The 17,889-nt window shown below is 66.4% G+C and carries 16 protein-coding genes and 1 tRNA gene; 1 reads left to right on the forward strand and 16 read right to left on the reverse strand.

What is annotated here, in order from left to right; genetic code table 11:
* Together GPA_RS05395 and GPA_RS05400 are read right to left on the reverse strand one after the other, a co-directional pair.
* Positions 1-877: tyrosine-protein phosphatase (locus GPA_RS05395; protein ID WP_231847579.1), on the reverse strand; the 877-nt coding region annotated here is incomplete at its 3' end.
* A 70-nt stretch (positions 878-947) separates the two neighbouring features.
* The gene (locus tag GPA_RS05400) at positions 948-2,375 is read right to left on the reverse strand and encodes a Sapep family Mn(2+)-dependent dipeptidase (RefSeq protein ID WP_015539203.1); all 1,428 of its coding nucleotides are present in this window, start codon (positions 2,373-2,375) and stop codon (positions 948-950) included.
* A gap of 221 nt (positions 2,376-2,596) precedes the next feature.
* On the opposite strand from GPA_RS05400, the gene GPA_RS05405 reads away from it, so the two are divergent.
* A tRNA-Leu gene (locus GPA_RS05405) sits at positions 2,597-2,679 on the forward strand.
* Between the two features lie 104 nt (positions 2,680-2,783).
* Here the strand turns inward: GPA_RS05405 and GPA_RS05410 are convergent.
* From GPA_RS05410 to GPA_RS05480, 14 genes are all read right to left on the reverse strand, one after another.
* Positions 2,784-4,295 (reverse strand): serpin family protein, encoded by a 1,512-nt coding sequence (locus GPA_RS05410; RefSeq protein ID WP_083808942.1) that lies wholly within the window; start codon positions 4,293-4,295, stop codon positions 2,784-2,786.
* A gap of 89 nt (positions 4,296-4,384) precedes the next feature.
* Entirely contained in the window at positions 4,385-4,606 is a 222-nt protein-coding gene (locus GPA_RS05415) for a hypothetical protein (RefSeq protein ID WP_015539205.1), read from the reverse strand.
* Between the two features lie 295 nt (positions 4,607-4,901).
* On the reverse strand, positions 4,902-6,455 hold the full coding sequence (locus GPA_RS05420; RefSeq protein WP_015539206.1) for a catalase: 1,554 nt from the start codon (positions 6,453-6,455) through the stop codon (positions 4,902-4,904).
* A gap of 492 nt (positions 6,456-6,947) precedes the next feature.
* The gene (locus GPA_RS05425; protein ID WP_041239148.1) at positions 6,948-7,886 is read right to left on the reverse strand and encodes a beta/alpha barrel domain-containing protein; all 939 of its coding nucleotides are present in this window, start codon (positions 7,884-7,886) and stop codon (positions 6,948-6,950) included.
* A gap of 295 nt (positions 7,887-8,181) precedes the next feature.
* Positions 8,182-9,276 carry a TM2 domain-containing protein gene (locus GPA_RS05430; protein ID WP_015539207.1) on the reverse strand — a complete coding sequence of 365 codons (1,095 nt, stop codon included), beginning with the start codon at positions 9,274-9,276 and terminating at the stop codon, positions 8,182-8,184.
* Positions 9,277-9,447: 171 nt separating this feature from the next.
* Entirely contained in the window at positions 9,448-10,260 is an 813-nt protein-coding gene (locus GPA_RS05435) for a TVP38/TMEM64 family protein (protein ID WP_227154819.1), read from the reverse strand.
* An 8-nt stretch (positions 10,261-10,268) separates the two neighbouring features.
* Positions 10,269-11,279: a PRC-barrel domain-containing protein gene (locus GPA_RS05440; RefSeq protein ID WP_015539208.1), complete on the reverse strand. Its 1,011-nt coding sequence runs from the start codon at positions 11,277-11,279 to the stop codon at positions 10,269-10,271.
* A gap of 163 nt (positions 11,280-11,442) precedes the next feature.
* Positions 11,443-12,051 (reverse strand): YtxH domain-containing protein, encoded by a 609-nt coding sequence (locus GPA_RS05445; protein ID WP_015539209.1) that lies wholly within the window; start codon positions 12,049-12,051, stop codon positions 11,443-11,445.
* A 157-nt stretch (positions 12,052-12,208) separates the two neighbouring features.
* A complete protein-coding gene (locus GPA_RS05450) occupies positions 12,209-12,889 on the reverse strand; it encodes a PspA/IM30 family protein (protein ID WP_015539210.1) in 681 nt (226 codons plus the stop codon).
* A gap of 25 nt (positions 12,890-12,914) precedes the next feature.
* Positions 12,915-13,982, reverse strand: coding sequence for a hypothetical protein (locus GPA_RS18940; protein WP_015539211.1), 1,068 nt, complete (start codon positions 13,980-13,982; stop codon positions 12,915-12,917).
* Between the two features lie 217 nt (positions 13,983-14,199).
* Positions 14,200-14,880 (reverse strand): PspA/IM30 family protein, encoded by a 681-nt coding sequence (locus tag GPA_RS05465; RefSeq protein WP_015539212.1) that lies wholly within the window; start codon positions 14,878-14,880, stop codon positions 14,200-14,202.
* Positions 14,881-15,090: 210 nt separating this feature from the next.
* Complete coding sequence (locus GPA_RS05470; RefSeq protein ID WP_015539213.1) at positions 15,091-16,083, reverse strand: D-alanine--D-alanine ligase family protein; 993 nt, start codon at positions 16,081-16,083, stop codon at positions 15,091-15,093.
* 12 nt (positions 16,084-16,095) lie between these two features.
* Entirely contained in the window at positions 16,096-17,361 is a 1,266-nt protein-coding gene (locus GPA_RS05475) for an aminotransferase-like domain-containing protein (protein WP_015539214.1), read from the reverse strand.
* Positions 17,362-17,365: 4 nt separating this feature from the next.
* Complete coding sequence (locus tag GPA_RS05480) at positions 17,366-17,776, reverse strand: cyanophycin synthetase family protein (protein WP_041239149.1); 411 nt, start codon at positions 17,774-17,776, stop codon at positions 17,366-17,368.
* Positions 17,777-17,889 lie beyond the last annotated feature (113 nt).

Here is a 17,889-nt window from a genome sequence, read left to right on the forward strand (position 1 = left end):
CCCTCGGGTCGGCCGTCAGATAGCGGGCGCGCAGGGCGTCGCGCTTCTCGTCGGTGATGCCCAGCGCCTTCTCCACATAGGCGTCCAACCCGCCGAACTCCCGGTCGATGGCGTCGAGCGCCGCCTGCAGGAAGCGCGGATCGGCCGCGTTGATGACCTGGATGCTCTTGTCCAGCTTGCCGGCCAGATGGTAGGTTGCCAGCGCGTCCATGATGTCCTCGGTGCGCGACGCCACGTAGCGGTTCGTAGCCTCGTAGTCACGCAGGATGTCCTCGTGCGAGGCGCCCAGCACGTGCAAAAGCAGCATGGCCGCCAGACCCGCGCGGTCCTTGCCGATGGTGCAGTGCCACAGCACCGCGCCATCCGGGGTGTCCAGCACGTCGTCGAAGAAGGAGGCGAAGCCGCGCTGGCTGGCCTCGTCCAGCACCATGCGCTCGTAGATGTCCATCATGATCTGGGCCGGATCGTCCTGCACGGCGCGCAGCATCTTGAGCGCGCCCTTGATGCCGCCCTCGCGCGTCACGCCGAGGGTGGACGTGTTCAGCACCGGCGCGTCATCGAAGCGCACGCCCTCCAGGCCGTCCTCGGGGTCGGGCTTCTCGCGGCGCTCCTCCTCCGTGCGCAGGTCGATGACCGTGCGCACGTCGAAGTCGTCCAGCAGCACCTCCAGGTCGCGCTCCGTGGCGCCGGCGAGCGCGCCCGAGCGCAGCAGGCGCGCATGCTTGACGTAGCGGCCGTCCGCGGCGCGGATGCCGCCGATGTCGCGCGTGTTCGGCAGGCCCTCCAGCTCGATATGGCCGTCGGACTCCTTCTCGAGCCCCTCCGCGTCGGCAATGCCGAGCGAGGGGGAGAAATCATCGGGCACGGTGTCGACCATGGCGATGCTCCTTCCAAAGACGGAAGCGCCCCGCGCGCCGAACCGGCGGCGGGGCGCTCGCGCAGGGTTTCTATTTCAGGTCGAGCTGCATGAGCTTGTCCAACGTGAGCGCGTAGATTTTGAACGACTGCCGGAGCAGGTCCTCGCTCACGCCCTCGTCGGGGCCGTGCATCGTGCCCACCCAGTCCGGGTTCTTCTCCCACGGCTTCTCGGGGCCGAAGCTCGCGCCGCTCTTGAACTCGCGCGCATAAGTGCCGCCGCCCATAGTGAAGGGCTTGGCGTCCTCGCCCGTGGCCTCGTTGTAGGCGTTGAGCAGCGCTTGGATCACGGGGCTGTCCGGCTTCACCAGGAACGGCTCCATGAGCAGGGTGTTCTCGAACGAGCCGCCGATCTCCTCGGCCAGCTGGCGCAGGCGCTCGGTGATCTCGTCCGCCGTGATGGACGTGGGGAAGCGGCTGTCCACCGTCTGCACGAAACGGTCGTCCTTGAGGGCGATGGTGCCGCCGATGACGGTGAGGGGGCCGAAGTACTCGTCGGAGCTCTTGATGCCCACGCCGCTGCCGTCCGTGTGGTTGAGCAGCTTCTGGTCCAACTCGAGGAACGCGCGCTCGTCGGCGCCGCACAAGCCGTTCTCCAGCAGGTAGTCCACGATGAGGCCGATGGCGTTGATGCCGTCGTCGGGCAGCGAGGCGTGCGCACCCTTGCCGGTGGCCTCGAGCCGCGCGCGGCCGGGGCCGGCCTCGGTCACGACGATACGGTCGGTGCTCTTCAGCTCGTGGGCGTCGGCGTTCACGATAGCGTGGGCCAGGCCCGGCACCGCGTTCGTGGCCGCGCCGCCCTCGAACTCCACGATGACGCGCGCGCACGGCTCGATGGGCTTGCTCATGAGCATGCCGTCGTAGCCGCCCTTCTCGCCGTAGCACACGGGGAACTCCGCGTCGGGCGTGAACAGGAAGGCCGGATCATCGTAGTGCAGGTGGTAGTAGGCCACGTCGGCCATGCCGGATTCCTCGTTCGCGCCGAACAGGAAGCGCACGGTGTAGGGGAACTGCGGGGCCTCGCCTTGGTCCTGCAGGTCCTTCCAGAACTTCATGGCGTGCAGCGCCATGACGCTGGGACCCTTGTCGTCCAGCGTACCGCGGCCGATGAGGTAGCCGTCCTTGCGCGTAACCTCGTAGGGCTCGAAGGTCCAGCCGGGACCGGCCGGCACCACGTCCATGTGGCCGATGATGCCCAGCTGCGTGTCCGAGGCGCCGGGGAAGTCGGCGAAGCCGATGTAGCCCTCGGCATCGTGGGTTGTAAAGCCCATGCCGCCCGCCAGCTCGAGCGCCGCAGCGAGCGCCTTCTTGGGGCCGGGGCCGAACGGGGCACCGTCGGCCTTCTTGTCGTCTTCCTGGAAGCTGGGGATGCGCACGAGCGTGGCGATGTCGTCCACCATGGCGTCCCAGTTCTTCTCAAGGTAGGCGTCTATCTTCTTGGTTAGTTCCGTTTGGTCCATTGCGTGTCCGCCTCTCGATCCGAGGATGCGTTTGCAGGCCGCAGCGGCGCTTGCGCCGTCCGGCAACGTTCCCTCCATTATGCGCCAAGCAGCATCGGTGCGCCAGATCGTCATGCATATGTTGACCGTAGCGGCGCTGCGAGTGCAGGGAGCGCTGGCGCACAATTCGCGCCAGTTTGCCCTCGACGGCCCCCGGGGCTTCCGGTATACTTTCACGGTGCGCCCGAGTGGCGGAATGGCAGACGCGGCGGTCTCAAAAACCGTTGTCCTAGACGTGCGGGTTCAAATCCCGCCTCGGGCACCACTTCGCACCCAACGGCCCCCGTCAGGGGGCCGTTCTTGTTGCCGGCAGCGCGAATCCGCTCGCCGGCCTTGGCCGATCGTGTCGCGAATGCGAGCCCGCGCGCTTTACGCGGCTTCATCGGGCTGGGTGCACACCCCGATGAACAGCGGGATGCCCTGGCGCGTGCGGATCTCGTACAGGAACGGCCGGTTCAGGTTGAGCTCCAGCTCCCCTATCACCGAAGGGTCGGGCAATGCCGACATCTCCATGATGTCCACCTTCGTGTAGGCGCTCGCCTCCACGCCGTTCTCGTCCAAACCGATGTGGCTTTCCTGCGCCACGCTCGACACGTAGGCGGGAGTGCGAGAGAGGTTGGAGAAGTCTGCCCGGTCGCCGAACGCCGCCGTGATGCCCAGACGCTCGAGCGCGGGGATCAGGCCGTAGGAGCTGTCGAAGCCGAACTTCGGCACGCGGTAGGTGACGAACGCCTCGCCGGTGGTCTCGCCCGCGAACGCCTCCTCGAGCAGGGCCCCGTCGGCCAATAGGTCCTGCACGCCCTTGCCCTCGGCGGGCAGCACGAACGTCATCTCGCTGCCATCCATGAACCCGAGGCTCGCGCGCGTGTAGGTTTCGGTCTGGCGGATCTCCTGCGGACGGTCGAGTCGCTGCGCCATGAAGGCCGCCTGCATGGCGCCGCCCTCGGCCGCGAACATGCCAGGCTCGGTGGCCTCCGCGTCGAAGGCCTTCGCCCATTCGCTCTTGAAGTACACGGTGTCTATCAGCGAGAGCAGCTGGCCCTCCTGGCTTTCAAACGTGGGGTTCAGCGTGCCCTCGGTATTGTCGGCGATCCACTGCGCCATGGCCTTGTCGGCCGTGTCGGTGCCGAAGTCCGCCAGGAACAACGAAGCGTAGAACTGGTCGCGCATGGCATCGACGAACGGCTGCTCGAACTGCGCATCGGGGCGCATCCACACGGAGTTGGCCAGCCTGACATCGGACTGGGGGTCGGTGGCCAGCAGGCGCATCAGATTGCCGCACTGCACCGCCGTGGCCGCCGCGTCGGCGGAGCCCAGCGCCCCCGCGATCTCGTCGCGCGTCTCGCCGGCAGCGCCCATCTGCACCATAGCGAGCGCCAGGTACAGGCTGACCGGCGAGAAGTTGCCGTTGGCCTGCGGCTCCTCGCCGAGCACCGCGGCGGCGCTGCGGTAGGAGAATGCGGAGAGGCCGTCTGCGAACGACCCGTCCAGCGCGTTCGCGCCCAAGAGCTCGTCCTGCGCCTCGTAGTCGTCGGCGGCTGGCTTCGCGGGGAGCTCGGCGCGCGCGACGGTGGTCACTCCCTCGTAGGAGTCCGACCCCGAAGGTTGCGGCGCGTCCCCCGTCTGGGTGCAGGCAGTCAGCGCCAAGGCGGCCGCCAGCGCGAGCACCGTCGCAAACATGGCCTTGCGCAGGGACTTCGCCTTCGCGTTCGCCTGCATGCCCGTCTTGGCCAACACGCCTAACTCGACCTGTATGCCTGCGCGCGCCTGGGCGTTTGCCTCCGCCTGCGCTTGTGCACTTGCCTCACGTATGCTTGCCTTCGCCTGCATGCGCGCCGCACGCACGCTCGGTTCTATCTGCGTGTCTCTTTTTCTCCGCATGCTCCCCGCCTTCCCCAACGGCGCAGCGCGCCGATCGCGTTCGTTCCTTCGCAGGGTAACACGATCCAACGCGCCCGATTGTCGGGAAGCTAGAACAGGAAGGCGAGGAACGTCGCGATGCCGCCGGTCACCACCATGATCACCCACACGATGAGCCAGAACAGGCAGCCGAACCACGCGAACAGCTTGCCGCCCTCGCTCCAGCCCCAACCGTCCTTGCCCATGAACCACGCGGCCAGCACGCCGAACAGCCCGCCGAACAAGCCCACGCAGAAGTACCCGAACTTGGCCAAACCCGATATCTCGCGCATGACGGCTCCTTTCGCTTGACGAAAGGACTATCATACGCCGAACTGCCTACCGCGTTACGCGCATTCCCCAACCGTGTCGAACCCGCTCACAACCCGACTACCGCTTGAAAGAAGAAAACGTCACTATCGATCGTCACTGCAATTACTCACTTCTCACTGCAAATCGTCACTGATATTTTCAGTGACGATTTGCAGTGACGCGAGTGATGCTTTCAGTGACGACACGCGAGCGGGGCCCGCCGAACACGACGGGCCCCGCTCGATGCCTCGAAGGAGGGCTGCCCCTTCGGACGATTTACGCGCGAATCACGCCGCCCTTCTTCCGGGTGGGAACCTGCTGGCCGGTGGCGGCCATGCGCTCCTCGTGCGTCATCTGTGCCAGCTCGTGCACGCGGACGGCGTCAACGCCCAGCGCCTCGGCCAGGCGGTCGCCGTACTCGGGGTCGGCCTTGTAGCAGTGCGCGGCGTGACGCAGGCGGATGTTCTCGGTCACGCCCTCCATGTTGCGCGCGGTGTTGCCGATGAGCGCGGCGCGCTGCGGCTCTTCCATCAGGCGATAGAGGTCGCCCGGCTGGTAGAACGTGTCGTCGGTGGGGTCGTCGGCCGGATCCCACGCGTCCATCGGGCCGAACAGGTCCAGCGGCGGCTCGGCCGCGTCGGCCTGCTGCTGCCACTGCCCGTAGCTGTTGGGCTCGTAGCCGATGGCGCCGCCGAAGTTGCCGTCGGTGCGCATGGCGCCGTCGCGATGGAACTCGGCGTAGGGGCAGCGCGGACGATTCACCGGGATGTGGTTGTGGTTGACGCCCAGGCGGTAGCGCTGCGCGTCGCCGTAGGCGAACAGGCGACCCTGCAGCAGCTTGTCGGGCGACAGGCCGATGCCCGGCACGAGGTGCGTCGGTGCGAACGCAGCCTGCTCCACCTCGGCGAAGTAGTTCTCGGGGTTGCGGTTCAGTTCCAGCGTGCCCACCTCGATGAGCGGGAACTCCTTCTGGCTCCACGTCTTCGTGATGTCGAACGGGTTCTCCTTGTAGTTTTTCGCCGTGGCCTCGTCCATCACCTGGATGCAGAAGCGCCAGCTGGGGAACTCGCCGCGCTCGATGGCGCCGAACAGGTCGCGCTGATGGCTCTCACGGTCGCCCGCGATGATCTGGGCGGCCTCGTCGTCGGTGAGGTTCTTGATGCCCTGGTTGGTCTTGAGGTGGAACTTCACCCACACGCGCTCGCTCTGCTCGTTGATCAGGCTGTACGTGTGGCTGCCGAAACCGTGCATGTGACGGTAGCTGGCCGGGATGCCGCGGTCGGACATGACGATGGTCACCTGGTGCAGCGCCTCGGGCAGGCTGGACCAGAAGTCCCAGTTGCTCTGGGCCGAGTGCATGTTGGTTTTCGGATCGCGCTTCACCACGTGGTTGAGGTCGATGAACTTCTTCGGGTCGCGCAGGAAGAACACCGGCGTGTTGTTTCCCACGAGGTCCCAGTTGCCCTCCGGCGTATAGAACTTCATGGCGAAGCCGCGGATGTCGCGCTCGGCATCGGCCGCGCCGCGCTCGCCGGCGACCGTGGAGAAGCGGACGAACACCTCGGTCTCGGCGCCGGGCTGGAAGACGGCGGCCTTCGTGTACTGGCTGATGTCGCCGGTCACCTTGAACGTGCCGTACGCGCCCGAGCCTTTCGCGTGCATGCGTCGCTCGGGGATGACCTCGCGGTCGAAGTGCGCAAGCTTCTCGATCATCCAGTTGTCCTGGAGCATCATCGGGCCGCGCTCGCCCGCTGTGAGCGTGTGGTTGTTATCGGCAACGGGCGAGCCGTTCTCGCTGTAAAGCTTGGTGGTGTCGAATTCGCTGGCCATGGTGTGACCCCTTCCTGATGGGTGCCCGGACGGGCTTCCTCACGTAATCGCTTTCCGCGATCATAGCACCCGAGAAGTTCACCTTGCTATACTAATTGATATTAATTCTCAATTAGTCCATAGTTTCATTACTTGCAATAAATTTTTCATTCCGCAAGAAAGGAGGGAGAAGAGAGTGAGCGAAGGCGCGAAAAAGCAGTGAAGCGAAGGAGCGACGCACCGATGCAATGTGGCGTCGCAGCGCTGCAGTGATGACAAGGGGGCGATGTGGCGACGGGGGTGCCGGGACATCGACGGGAAAAGGTTGCCCTCCGTGTTTCACGTGAAACAGATCCTATAAGCTGGGATGATGTGGTGTTCGTTTGAAAGACACGCCGAAGATTAGGACGCTAAGGAGCATCGAGTGAACCTAGCTTCGATGATACGCCTCGGAAAAAGAAGCGGGCGCCGAGGCGTCCGCTTCAAGGGTACCGCTGTTGCGTGCAGGTCGTCCTACAGCGAGAAATCCTTCTCGCCGTTGAAGACGGCCAGGGCGTCGGCGACGGAGTAGTCGGCCAGCGTGATGGCGCTGATGGCCTTCGTCAGGCGCACGGCCTCGTCCAGCGAGCGCTGGTGGATGTTGCGGCCGGTGGCGTTGCCCACGGCGCCGCCCGTGTGGATCTGGTCGTAGAGCTGCGTGAGGAACGTCTCGGCATCCACCGTGGAGCCGCCGGCACACACGAGGCCCGTGCGGCCGGACGCCATCGTGGCCACCTTGAGGGCCTCGGCCGGAGCCGTGCCGTCCTCGGGCTTCGGCGGGTTCACCTTCACGAAGTCGGCGCCGAGGCACAGGGCCACGCCCGCCGCACCCGCGATGAGCGCCGGGTCCTTCTCGGCCTTGACGGCCTTGCCGCGCGGGTAGATCCACAGCACGACCAGCAGGCCGTTGGCGTGGGCCTGGGCGATGAGCTCGCCGGCCTCGGCCATCATGGTGGACTCGTACTCGCTGCCCAGGTAGATGGTGTAGCCGATGCCCACCACGTTCACGCCGGCCTCGCGCATGGCCAGCACGGCGTCCAGGTCGTAGAGCTGCGGCGAGTAGGGGTCGTCCTGGCTGCCCGGCACGATGTTGGTCTTGGAGTTCATCTTCACGAGGTAGTTGATCTCGGGATAGTCGGCCGCGTACTGCGCGATGAGGCCGCGCTGGCCCGCAAGCACGCCGCACACGCCCTGGCGGCCGATCTCGAAGAGGTGCTCCGGCTTGGCGTCGGCGATGTCGATGCCCTCGCCGTAGAAGTCCTTGTTGAGGTGCTCGATCTTCTGGTCGCACGCGAACAGCATGAGGCGGCCCGTGCCGCGCGTGGCCTTCAGGTAGTTCGCGATGTACTCGTCGCGGGACTCCGGCATGACGTCGGCCGGCACCCTCACCTGGTCACGAGTAATTTGGGGCATGATTTCCTCCTTATAGGATCTCAGTCGCAAGGCAACGCTGCCTTAATCGATGAAGTTATTCTAGCCAATGGACGGAACCGCCCGCGTTGCTCCACCGAAAAACCCGGGAACTATCAGGTGAGCGGGCGTTTGGCAGTTGGACGATGGGACGCCCTGCGGGCGCCCTTTCGCGCAGGAGACATGAAAGCCATCTCCCCGGTTGGCGTTGTAAGTCAGCGAGGCCGCCCGAGCGGGGACGAACGGGGACAAGAGAACCGTCCCCCTGTCTCACCCGAGCGGCCGCAGCGTCGGAACCTTAAAACCACTCGCGCTTGTTGACCACGTACGTCTGCTCGAACTCGGACTGGGACTTCGTCAGGTAGAGGATGCCCTCGATGACGCCGATGACCCACATGACACCGCCTGCCAGGCCGAACGTGAACAAGCTGCCCAGGATGGTGACGGCCAGCATGATGAAGCCGGCGGTGTTGTAGCCCAGGTAGAACTTGTGGATGCCCAGCGCGCCCAAGAAGATGGCGAGCAGGCCGGCGGCCACGTGGTCCTTCGTCGCGATGACAGGCTGCTGGTACGGCTGCTGGTAGTACGGTTGCTGGTAGCCATAGTACGGCTGCTGCGGCGGCACGGCTCCGGGGCCCGCATGGGGCGTCTGGCCGTAGGGCGCGGCATAGCCACCGTACGGCTGCTGGGGTTGCGGCGGCTGCTGGGGCTGCTGATAAGAACCCTGACCGGGAGCGGGAGGCACGGGGCCAGGTGCAGCAGAGACGGCGGGCGGCACGTACGGCGCGTCATAGGATGCGCCCGCGGGTGGCGTCGGCTGCGAGCCGAACGTCGGGTCCGTGGCGGGAGCCGTCGTGTAGGGCACCCAGTCGGGCGTCGGCTCGCCCTGAACCGGGATGGCTGCCGTGTCAGCCGGGGAAGCCGCCGCGGGCTCGGACGCATCGCCAGCTGCGGGCGCACCGTCGTTCGCGGACCCGGGCTCGTCGTCGGTCAAAGACCCGGTTTCGTCGCTGGCCACAGGCTCGTCTGTCTCGCCGGCTTCGCACGCGGGCGCGTCGCCAGGCTCGGCCGCATCGTCCGCATCCGCCTCGTCGGCCGCAAGATCACCCTGCGAGCCATCGTCAGCAGAAACCGCCTCGGCCTCGAAGATGACGGCCTCTACCTCGGCCGTGTCCTCGTCCACGACGACGGCGGCCACGCCGAAAGCCTCGACGGGCTCCCCGTCGCCGACGACATCAGACGACGCTGCGCCGGGCTCGACGGCAGGGTGCTCGCCCTTGAGCTCGGAAAGGCGCGCGCGGGCGGCCTTGAGCGTTTCCTGTGCAGCGCGGAGCTCGGCTTCAGCAGCGGCGACCTCGTCCGATGCGCTACTGTTCTGTTCGTTGAGGTTCATAGCATGCCTCTCTTATCGTGTGGTTCTTGAGGTAATAGCGCCATGGTATCCGGCCGTACGGTCCTGACGGCAAACCGTCACCGTGTCGTTGCCCGCTGTATACCATCGTTAAGGTTTCCGTTGCCGTATGTTTCGAAACGCGCGCCCTATCTCGCACGGCGGGCAACATCCCTACTTGTCGCGGTGCGACCGCATCTCCAGGAACTTCATGATGCGCTTCTGGAACACGATGCCCAGCACCGCGATGACCGCGGCCACGGCGAACAGGATGGCGCTCTCCGCAAAGCGCCCGTCGATGAGCCCATCGGCCGCATACGTCGACACGAGGATGCCGGGGATGCGCCCGATGTTCGACAGCAGCAAGAACGTGCGCATGTTCATGTCCGTGAGGGGCACCAGGTAGGTGAACGTATCCTTCGGCAACCCGGGGATAAGGAACAGGATGAACACCACGATGTTCAGCTTCCCCGTCTTCTCGAAGGCGCGGAACTTGTCCAGGTACTTCGTGGGCACCATGCTCTGCACGAAGGGCGCGCCCAGCTTGTGCACGAGCGCGAAGATGAACGCGCTGGAAACGACGCAGCCCAGCAGGATGATGAGCGCGCCCAGCCACGGACCGTACAGCATGCCGGCTGCTATCTGCACGACCTCGCCCGGGATGAACGCCACCACGATCTGCAGGAACTGGAGCCCCAGCAAGATAAGGAAGCCCACCGGCCCCGCGCCGCGCACGTCGGCGATGACGCGGTCGATGCCGCCCGGCTCGAAGATATCGGCTACATACGGCCAGATGAGCAGGCAGATAAGCACCATGATGGCGAAGAACGCGATCAGGCCGACGAACTTGAAGATGTCGCCCTTCTCCATCTTGTGGCCGTGCACGACCGTCTCCTGCTGCGCCTTCTCGTGCAGCTCGTGCGTGCGCCGGGCCGCCTTCTGCTTCAGCTTGCCGGTATCGAATTCATGCGATGGTTTCTGCGTCAATGGTATGCCTAATCGTCGTGGCGCGCTTTATCGTACTCTTCTTTGAATGCGGAGAACATGTTCTTCTTGGGCGCCGGCTTCTTGGCGGCCTGCTTCTTCGCCGCGCCTTGTTTCGCCGCGCCCTGCTTGGCGGGAGCCTTCTTGGCCTGCGCGGTGGGCGCAGGCAGCTCCTCCGCCTTGGGTTCGGCCGCCTTTTCCAGGGCTTTTTCCTGAGAGGGCTTCGGACCGCGCGCCTTGTCGTATTCCTCCTTGAAGCCGGAGAACATGCCCTTCGTGGCGGCGATCTGCTTGCCCGTGGCGTAGGCTCCCTTGTTCACCACCTCGCCGGTCTTCTTGGCGGCGGCACTGGCGACCGGCTTCGCCTTGTCGACGGCGGTGTGGGCCTTGTCCACCACCACGGCCGTGGCCTCGCCGGCCTTCTCGGCCAAACCGCCCTCTACGGCAATGTCGCGCGCCTCTTCGGCCACGAGGATGGCGCCGAGCACCACCTCCTCGGACTCCTCGCCCTCCGCGCCCGTTTGGGCGAGGGCCGCGCCCATGCCGCGCCTGAAGCCCTTCACAAGGTTGGCGGGGATCTCGCGCTTGCCCAAAAGCGCGTTGGCCGTCGCGCCGCTGTCGGTAGTGACGGAGTCGACGACGCCCGTCTTGCGGTCGAACGTCACGGAACCCACCACGCCGAGCGCGTCCCCGTCCTCGGTCATGACGGGCAGCCCCACCCACAGCACGCAGGCATCCCAATCCACGCCGAGCGCCTTGCAGGCGGCACGGTTGGTGGCGGCAGGGTCGTTGCTCACCACAATGCGGCCGTCCTCGATCTCGTAGCCGCTCACGGCCACGAACAGGTCTTTGCGGCGGAACATCCACAGCAGGTCGGGGCGCTTCACCACGAAGCCCACGACGCGCTTCTCCTTGGGGTGGAACACGAAACGACGCACCTTGCCGATGCGCTTCGTGCCCTTCTTCCCACCGATGACGCGCACCCCGGTGAGCTCGTCGGTCGTGGTAAGTTTGTTGGCCATGTTCGATCTTCCCCCCAGCGCGCAGCGGCGGAACGGCGCGGCTCTCTCAGGCCGCGTCGGCCGATGTCTTCCTGCGCGCCGATGACGCGAAGGGGGCATGCGGAAGCCGGACGGTCATCTCCGTCCGGCTTGGCGCGGTGCACCCTTCATCCGTGCAGGCTACTTAGTTCTCTTTGCTCTCGGCAGGGCCCTTGTCAACCGGGACCTCCGTGTCGCCGGCGATCTTGCCGGCGGCCGACTCGGCGGCGTTCGTCGCGGTATCGGCGGCTTCCTTGGCCTTGTCGGCCACGTTGTCCACGGCCTCGTGCGCGTTGTCGGCGGCCACGGGGATCTTGTCGCTCACGGCATCGTGCGCCTGCTCGGCGTTCTTGGCCACCTGGGCCGCGATGCGCTGGCGAGCGGCCTCGATCTTCTCGCGCAGGTCGTCGTTCTTCTCGGAGAACACCGGCTTGATGTTGTCGGCAGCCTCCTGCACGCGCGCGCTGGCAGCGCCGTAGAGCTCCTGGCCCTTGCTCTGGGCGTCCTGGACGGCCTGCTGGCCCTTGGCGGCCACGTCGTGCACGACCTCCTGGCCCTTGGACGTGGCGTCCTGGTACACCTGCTGCGCCTTGTCAGACGCCTGCGCGCCCAGCTCCTGGGCCTCGCCCCACGCCGCGTTCATCTTGTCGGTGACCATGGCGCGCGTCTCATAACCCGAGCGGGGAGCGTACAGCAGTGCGACGGCGGCGCCGACCAAACCGCCGATGAGGAAGGTTCCTACCTTGTTGCCCATATCTGCCTCCTAAAGGAATGTCCTGGACGTTTGTCGATCAGCCCATTATAGGGGCACCCGCCAACCGCCAGTAGGGAAAACACGAGCGCTCTATGATTCAGTTGCCGTTTCGTTGCCGATCGAGAAGGTGCCCATCCTGTTGGGACGGCCTTTCCGTTTACAGGCCCATCTCGGCCTTCAACCTGGCCAGCTCGTCGTCCACGGCAGCGTCGTTGCCGGCGGCGGCGTACTTCGCCTCGAGCGCAGCCGCGTCGTCCACCGGCTTAGCATTCAACTCGCTCAAGGCGTTGGAACGGTCGAGCATGCCGTCGGCCTTGGCCTCCATGCGCGCGAACGCCCCCATGGCGTCGGCAGCCTTGTCGGCGCCGGAAGCGATGCTGTTCACCCGATCCTGCGTACGGGCCACGGCCACCTTGGCCTTCACGGCCTCGCGGCGGCTGTTCAGCTCCTCTATGTCGCTCACCAGCTTGTCGTACATCTGGCGCATCTTCGCCGCATTCGCGCACGCCGCCTCGTAGGACTCGCGCAAGCTGGCCGACCTGGCGTCCAGCTGCTGCTTCTTCGCCAAGAACGTGCGGGCATCGTCCTCGTTGCCGGCTGCGAGGGCCTTGCGCGCCAAGTCGTCGTACTTCGCCACCTCGGCCGCGTTCTCGTCCACCAGGCGCTTCGTGCGCGTCTCCTCCGCCATGACGCCGGCGGTCTCCTGCTTCACCTCGGCCAGGTCCTCGGTAAGATCGCGCAGGTACTGGTCGATCATCTTGGCAGGGTCCTCGCACTTGTCCAAAAGGTCGTTGATGTTCGCCTTGATGATGTCGGCGAAACGGTCGAGCATGCCCATGAGGGGCCTCCTTGTCTGACGGTTCCTATGGTCTCCCCGCGCCCTCGGCGGGGTCGTTCCCGGTTTGGCCGACCTGCAGGCCGGACGGCGGCGCATAGGCCGACGCGGCTGCAGTCGGGACGGTTGCTGCGATCGTGGGCGCCTCTGCGGGCCCCTGCTCGTACTTCTTCGACAGCTCTTCCACCTCATGGTCGCCGAACTTCTCCAGCGGCGTCCTCAAAATCTCCTCTTGCAGCCGGCGCGCCCGCTCCCTCTCCTGCCTTTTCGTGCGGACGATGCGGTAGGCCACGTACACCAAGACGATGACCAGCACCGTCACCAACGATATGACGGCGTTGCCGACGGTCTCGTCCTTCGCCATGATCGTGTCGGCCGTATCGGCGAACGCCTGGGAGAATATCTCCTCCTCGTCGAGCGAGTAGTTGCGGTAGCATCGGTCCAGATTGTCGGCCAGCACGTCGACAGCCGCATCGTCCATGACCGTGCGCGCCTGGGAGCCCACCGCGTAGCCGCAGTTGAAGCCGCCGTCGCCGTCGTCGCAGAACACGAGCAGGAAGTGCCCTTCGTCGGCGAAGAGCTCGTCGTAGCGCTGCTCGGCGAGCGCGCCCAGCTCCTGCATGGACGTCGTCGTGCCGTTCGGCAGGAGGTACACGTACGGCTGCACGCCCGTCTTCTGGTAGAACTCCTTCAACCCCTGCTCCAGCTTGGATGCATCGTGCACCCAGTCGCCGTCCTCGTCGGTGAAATAGCCGGTCTGCACCACCGCCGAGGCGGCAAGCGGCTCGCGCTCGACGAGCGGCGTGCCGTCGATCTTCGTGCCCGCACAGGAGAATGCCAGGCTTAGGATCGAGGAGATGACGATGAGGACGCCGAGCACGAGGAGGACGGTGGAACAGCCGCAGCCCTTCTTGGCCGGGGCGGCCGGAGTTGCTATCTGGCCTTCAGGCGATAAGGGGCTCCCGGATGTTTCGTAACGCGGGTCGGCATATTGCGCCGGCGCCGGCTGGGCTTGCGGGGCATGGTAGCGCGGGTCGTCCTCGGGACGGCGCTCGCCTCTCGTGCTGTTGATGAAGATGTGCATGAAGGAGGGCATGCGGAACCCGCCGCCCCCGCCAGGCCGTCCTCCGCCTGGGGACTGCGACCGGCCTCCCGATCCTCGGGACGAGCGACCTCCCGAGAAGCCGCCGGACGACCTCCCGCCGCCGGAGAACCCTCCCGACGAGCGTCCGCCCCCCGAGAAGCCGCTGGAACGGCCGCCGCCCGAGCCGCCTGACCTTCCCATAGCACCTCCTCCCTTGCGGCCGACGCCGCTACAGTCCCATATCTCTCTTGAGCTTGGCCAGCTCGTCCTCCACGGCCGCGTTGCCGCGCGCCGCGGCGTACTTCTCCTCCAGGGCCGCTGCCGCGTCGAGCGGTGCCCGGCCCAGCTCGGCTGCAGCGTTGGCCTGGTCGAGCAGCGCGTCGGCGGCATCCTCCATGCGGTCGATCGCGCCTCGGGCAACCGTGCTCGCTTCCGTGCGAGGTTCGTACTCGTTCACGATATCCTGCGTCTTCGCCACGGCGACCTTCGCCTCGATCAGGGCACGCCGGCCGTTGAGCTCCTCGATGTCGTCCACCAGCTTGTCGTGCAGCTGGCGCATCTTGCTCGCGTTGCCGTGCGCCACGCCGTAGATTTCCGCCAGGTCGGCGCCTTCGGCCTCCAGCTCCTGCTTCTTGGTCAGGAACACGCGTGCGTCGTCCTCGTTGCCTGCCGCGAGCGCCTTGCGGGCCAGCCCCGCGAAGCGCGCTATCTGGGCGGCGTTCTCGTCCACGAGGCGCTTCGCGCGCGTCTCCTCCGCCATGATGCCCGCAGTCTCCCGCTTCACCTCTATCAGATCGTCGGTCAGCTCGCGCAGGTACTGCTCGATCATCTTGGAAGGATCCTCGCACCGATCCAGCGCGTCATTGATGTTCGCCTTAGCGATATCGGAAAAGCGGTCAAGTATGCCCATAGCCTATCAATCTCCCGTCTGGCGCCCCCGCCGGCGCCGCACGCTCGGGCCCTCTCGGCAGAAGTGTAGCACAGAAGCGTTGAGCAACAGCTGGGTGTCGAAAAAGCAAACGCCCCGCCCGCTGTGAGCGGAAACGGGACGTGATAGGTTTTGCCGAAGCTGACGTTTGCTGGCAAAAGCGAATGCAGGCGCGCGCCTGCATTCGAGGGGTTACTTCGCGTACTGCGTTACCAGCTCGTTCAATACGCTGGAGAGGGAGAGGCCGGCGGCCTCGCAGGCGGCGGGGAACAGGGAGCGCTCGGCCATGCCGGGCGACACGTTCACCTCGAAGACGCGGGCCTGGGCGCCATCCCAGATGAGGTCGACGCGGGCGAGGTCGCGGGCGTTGTAGGCCCGGTAGACCTCCAGCGCGGCGCGCTCGATCTCGGCGCGGATGGCCTGGGCGTCGCCCTCGTCGTCGGACAGCGAGGCGGGGCGCACGGGCGCGATGTACTGCACGGCGCCGGGCTCCATGCGCGCCTCGGTGCCGAAGAAGCCCTGCTTGGGCACGATCTCGACCGGCGGCAGCGCGTAGGCGTCCCAGCCGGTGCCGAGCACCGACACGGCCATCTCCACGCCTTCCACCCACTGCTCGATGACCACGGCCTCGTCGAACGAGAGCGCATCGAGGATGGCCTCGCCCAGCTCGTCGACGGAATCCACGCGGTGCACTCCCATGGCGCTTCCGCCGTGCGCGGGCTTCACCGCCACGGGGTAGCCGCCAATCACGCGTTCCTGCACCAGGTCGAGCGCCGTGGCGGCGCCCATGTCCTTGAAGGCGTCGCGCGCCAGGTAGATGCCCTGCGGCCACGAGGCGATGGGGGCATCGCCGGTAATGGCGCGGTACGTAGCCAGCTCGTAGTGCATGGAGTCCTTGTTCCACGTGCGGTGGCACACGTGCGACGGCGAGCCGACGAACGGGATGTCCAGGAACTCCAGCAGGCTCTGGATGGTGCCGTCCTCGCCGTGCTTGCCGTGCAGGGCGCTGTAGCACACGTCGGGACGCTCGGTGCGCAGCGTGGGAACGAGGTCGGCCGTGGTGTCCAGCGGCACCACCTTGTGGCCGGCCTCCTCGAGCGCCGCGCACACGTTCTTGCCACTGGCCAGGGAAAACTCGCGCTCGAACGAAGCGCCGCCCATCAACACTGCAACTTTCATGCCCATTTCGGTAGCTCCTTATTCGGCCTTGATGGCACCGGCGTCGATGAACGCGCGGTACAGCTCCAGCCGGTCGTTGATCACGGCGGCGAGGCGCTTGACGGCCTCGGCAAGGTTCTCCGGGCTCTCGTAGCAGAACGCGATGCGCATGCAGTTCTTGCCGGCGGAGCCGCCGGGATAGAACCCGTCGCCCGGGGTGTACGTCACGCCGTTTTCCAGCGCCACGGACAGCATGGAGCCGGTATCCACGTAGCTCGGCAGCGTCACCCACACGAAAAACCCGCCCTCGGGGCGCGTCCAGGTGGCCTCGGCCGGGAAGTGCTCGTCCAGCGCGGCCAGCATGGCGTCGCGGCGCGTGCGATAGGTCTTCACGAACTTCTGCAGCGTCTTCTGCCACGGGGTGTCGGTGAAGTAGTGCTCCACCACCACCTGGTTGAAGGCGCTGCCGCAGAGGTCGGTGCCCTGCTTCACCAGGTTTATCTTCGCCAGCACGCTCTTAGGCGCCACGATCCAGCCGGTGCGCAGGCCGGGCGCGAACACCTTCGACACGGTGCCCAGGTACACGACGTCGTCCGAGAGCGCCTTGAGCGGCAGCACGTGGCCGCCGCCGTAGCGCAGGCGGCCGTAGGGGTCGTCCTCCACCACCATGAAGCCGTACTCCTCCGAAAGCTCCAGCAGGCGCTTGCGGCGGGCGGGCACCATGGTCACGCCGCCGGGGTTCTGGAAGTTCGGGATGGTGTAGAGGAACTTGAGGCGCGGGTTGCCCTTGCCGATGCGCGCGAGCTCCTCTTCCAGGAGGTCCACGCGCATGCCCTCGTCGTCGAACGGGATGCAGCGGATGTCGGGCTCGTAGGCGCTGAACGCCTGGAGCGCGCCCAGGTAGGTGGGGCCTTCCGCCAGCACGATGTCGCCGGGGTTCAAAAACGTCTTGGCAATGAGGTCGAGCGCTTCCTGAGCGCCCGTGGTGATCATGACGTTCTCGGGCTTGGCGCGCACGCCGATGTCGCGCATGAGGTCGCAGAACACCTGCTTCGTCTCCACGCGGCCGTCGGTCGAGCCGTACTGCAGCGCCACGGCGCGCTCGTCGTCGCAGGCGGCGCGGGTGGCCGTGCGGATGGCGGAGTGGGGCAGCAGCGACACGTCGGGCATGCCGCCCGACAGCGAGATGATGTTAGGGTTCGACGCGGCGGCGAACAGGTCGCGCACGGCGGAAGAGCGCATCTTCACGACGCGTTCGGCAATCTTGTCGCCCGTCTGGTCGAATGTGAGGTGTGCCGTAGTCATTGCGTTAGAGTACCACCGCAACGTTCAGAAAGCGCACAGCATCGCGAAAAGCCCGCAAAGCGACCAAATCGTCGGTGAAACTCACCTCGATGTGCGCCCTCCCGGCGTTTTCGTCCGTCCACCTGGTGACGCCCACGTAAGCGGTGTCGGGGGGAGCGTCGGGTGGCGCCGCCTGCGTCTGCAGGTCGATGACGAGGTGTTCCAGCAGGTGCGGCAGCGACGTGGCGCCCATGACGGCGCCGAACGTGTCGCCCGCGCCGTTCACGCAGGCATGGCGCGGCAGGTTGGGGAACGCGGCGCCTACGCGGGCAGCGAGCGCGGGATCGGTGGTGCGCGGCGCATGCGGGGCGAGGGCCACGTCGCAGCCGATGCGGCCCTCGCCCACCACGAGGCGCTCGATGGCGAGGGCGTCCAATCAGGCCCCCGCGTCGTTCACGTCGTCCAAGTCGAACCGATTGTCCGGCGCGGGGGAGTTCGAGCCCGAGCCGCCGGACGGGGAGGCGTTCGTCCCCGAAGCGCCGGCGCCGG

It is taken from the genome of Gordonibacter pamelaeae 7-10-1-b (assembly GCF_000210055.1).
Classification (GTDB): domain Bacteria; phylum Actinomycetota; class Coriobacteriia; order Coriobacteriales; family Eggerthellaceae; genus Gordonibacter; species Gordonibacter pamelaeae.

What these genes read in the sequence shown, in the direction of transcription:
- GPA_RS05445 (WP_015539209.1), bottom strand. Translation starts at nt 12,051, where the DNA reads ATGGGCAACAAGGTAGGAACCTTCCTCATCGGCGGTTTGGTCGGCGCC.
- GPA_RS05415 (WP_015539205.1), bottom strand. Translation starts at nt 4,606, where the DNA reads ATGCGCGAGATATCGGGTTTGGCCAAGTTCGGGTACTTCTGCGTGGGC.
- GPA_RS05465 (WP_015539212.1), bottom strand. Translation starts at nt 14,880, where the DNA reads ATGGGCATACTTGACCGCTTTTCCGATATCGCTAAGGCGAACATCAAT.
- GPA_RS05400 (WP_015539203.1), bottom strand. Translation starts at nt 2,375, where the DNA reads ATGGACCAAACGGAACTAACCAAGAAGATAGACGCCTACCTTGAGAAG.
- GPA_RS05420 (WP_015539206.1), bottom strand. Translation starts at nt 6,455, where the DNA reads ATGGCCAGCGAATTCGACACCACCAAGCTTTACAGCGAGAACGGCTCG.
- GPA_RS05425 (WP_041239148.1), bottom strand. Translation starts at nt 7,886, where the DNA reads ATGCCCCAAATTACTCGTGACCAGGTGAGGGTGCCGGCCGACGTCATG.
- GPA_RS05440 (WP_015539208.1), bottom strand. Translation starts at nt 11,279, where the DNA reads ATGGCCAACAAACTTACCACGACCGACGAGCTCACCGGGGTGCGCGTC.
- GPA_RS18940 (WP_015539211.1), bottom strand. Translation starts at nt 13,982, where the DNA reads ATGCCCTCCTTCATGCACATCTTCATCAACAGCACGAGAGGCGAGCGC.
- GPA_RS05475 (WP_015539214.1), bottom strand. Translation starts at nt 17,361, where the DNA reads ATGACTACGGCACACCTCACATTCGACCAGACGGGCGACAAGATTGCC.
- GPA_RS05450 (WP_015539210.1), bottom strand. Translation starts at nt 12,889, where the DNA reads ATGGGCATGCTCGACCGTTTCGCCGACATCATCAAGGCGAACATCAAC.
- GPA_RS05470 (WP_015539213.1), bottom strand. Translation starts at nt 16,083, where the DNA reads ATGGGCATGAAAGTTGCAGTGTTGATGGGCGGCGCTTCGTTCGAGCGC.
- GPA_RS05430 (WP_015539207.1), bottom strand. Translation starts at nt 9,276, where the DNA reads ATGAACCTCAACGAACAGAACAGTAGCGCATCGGACGAGGTCGCCGCT.
- GPA_RS05410 (WP_083808942.1), bottom strand. Translation starts at nt 4,295, where the DNA reads ATGCGGAGAAAAAGAGACACGCAGATAGAACCGAGCGTGCGTGCGGCG.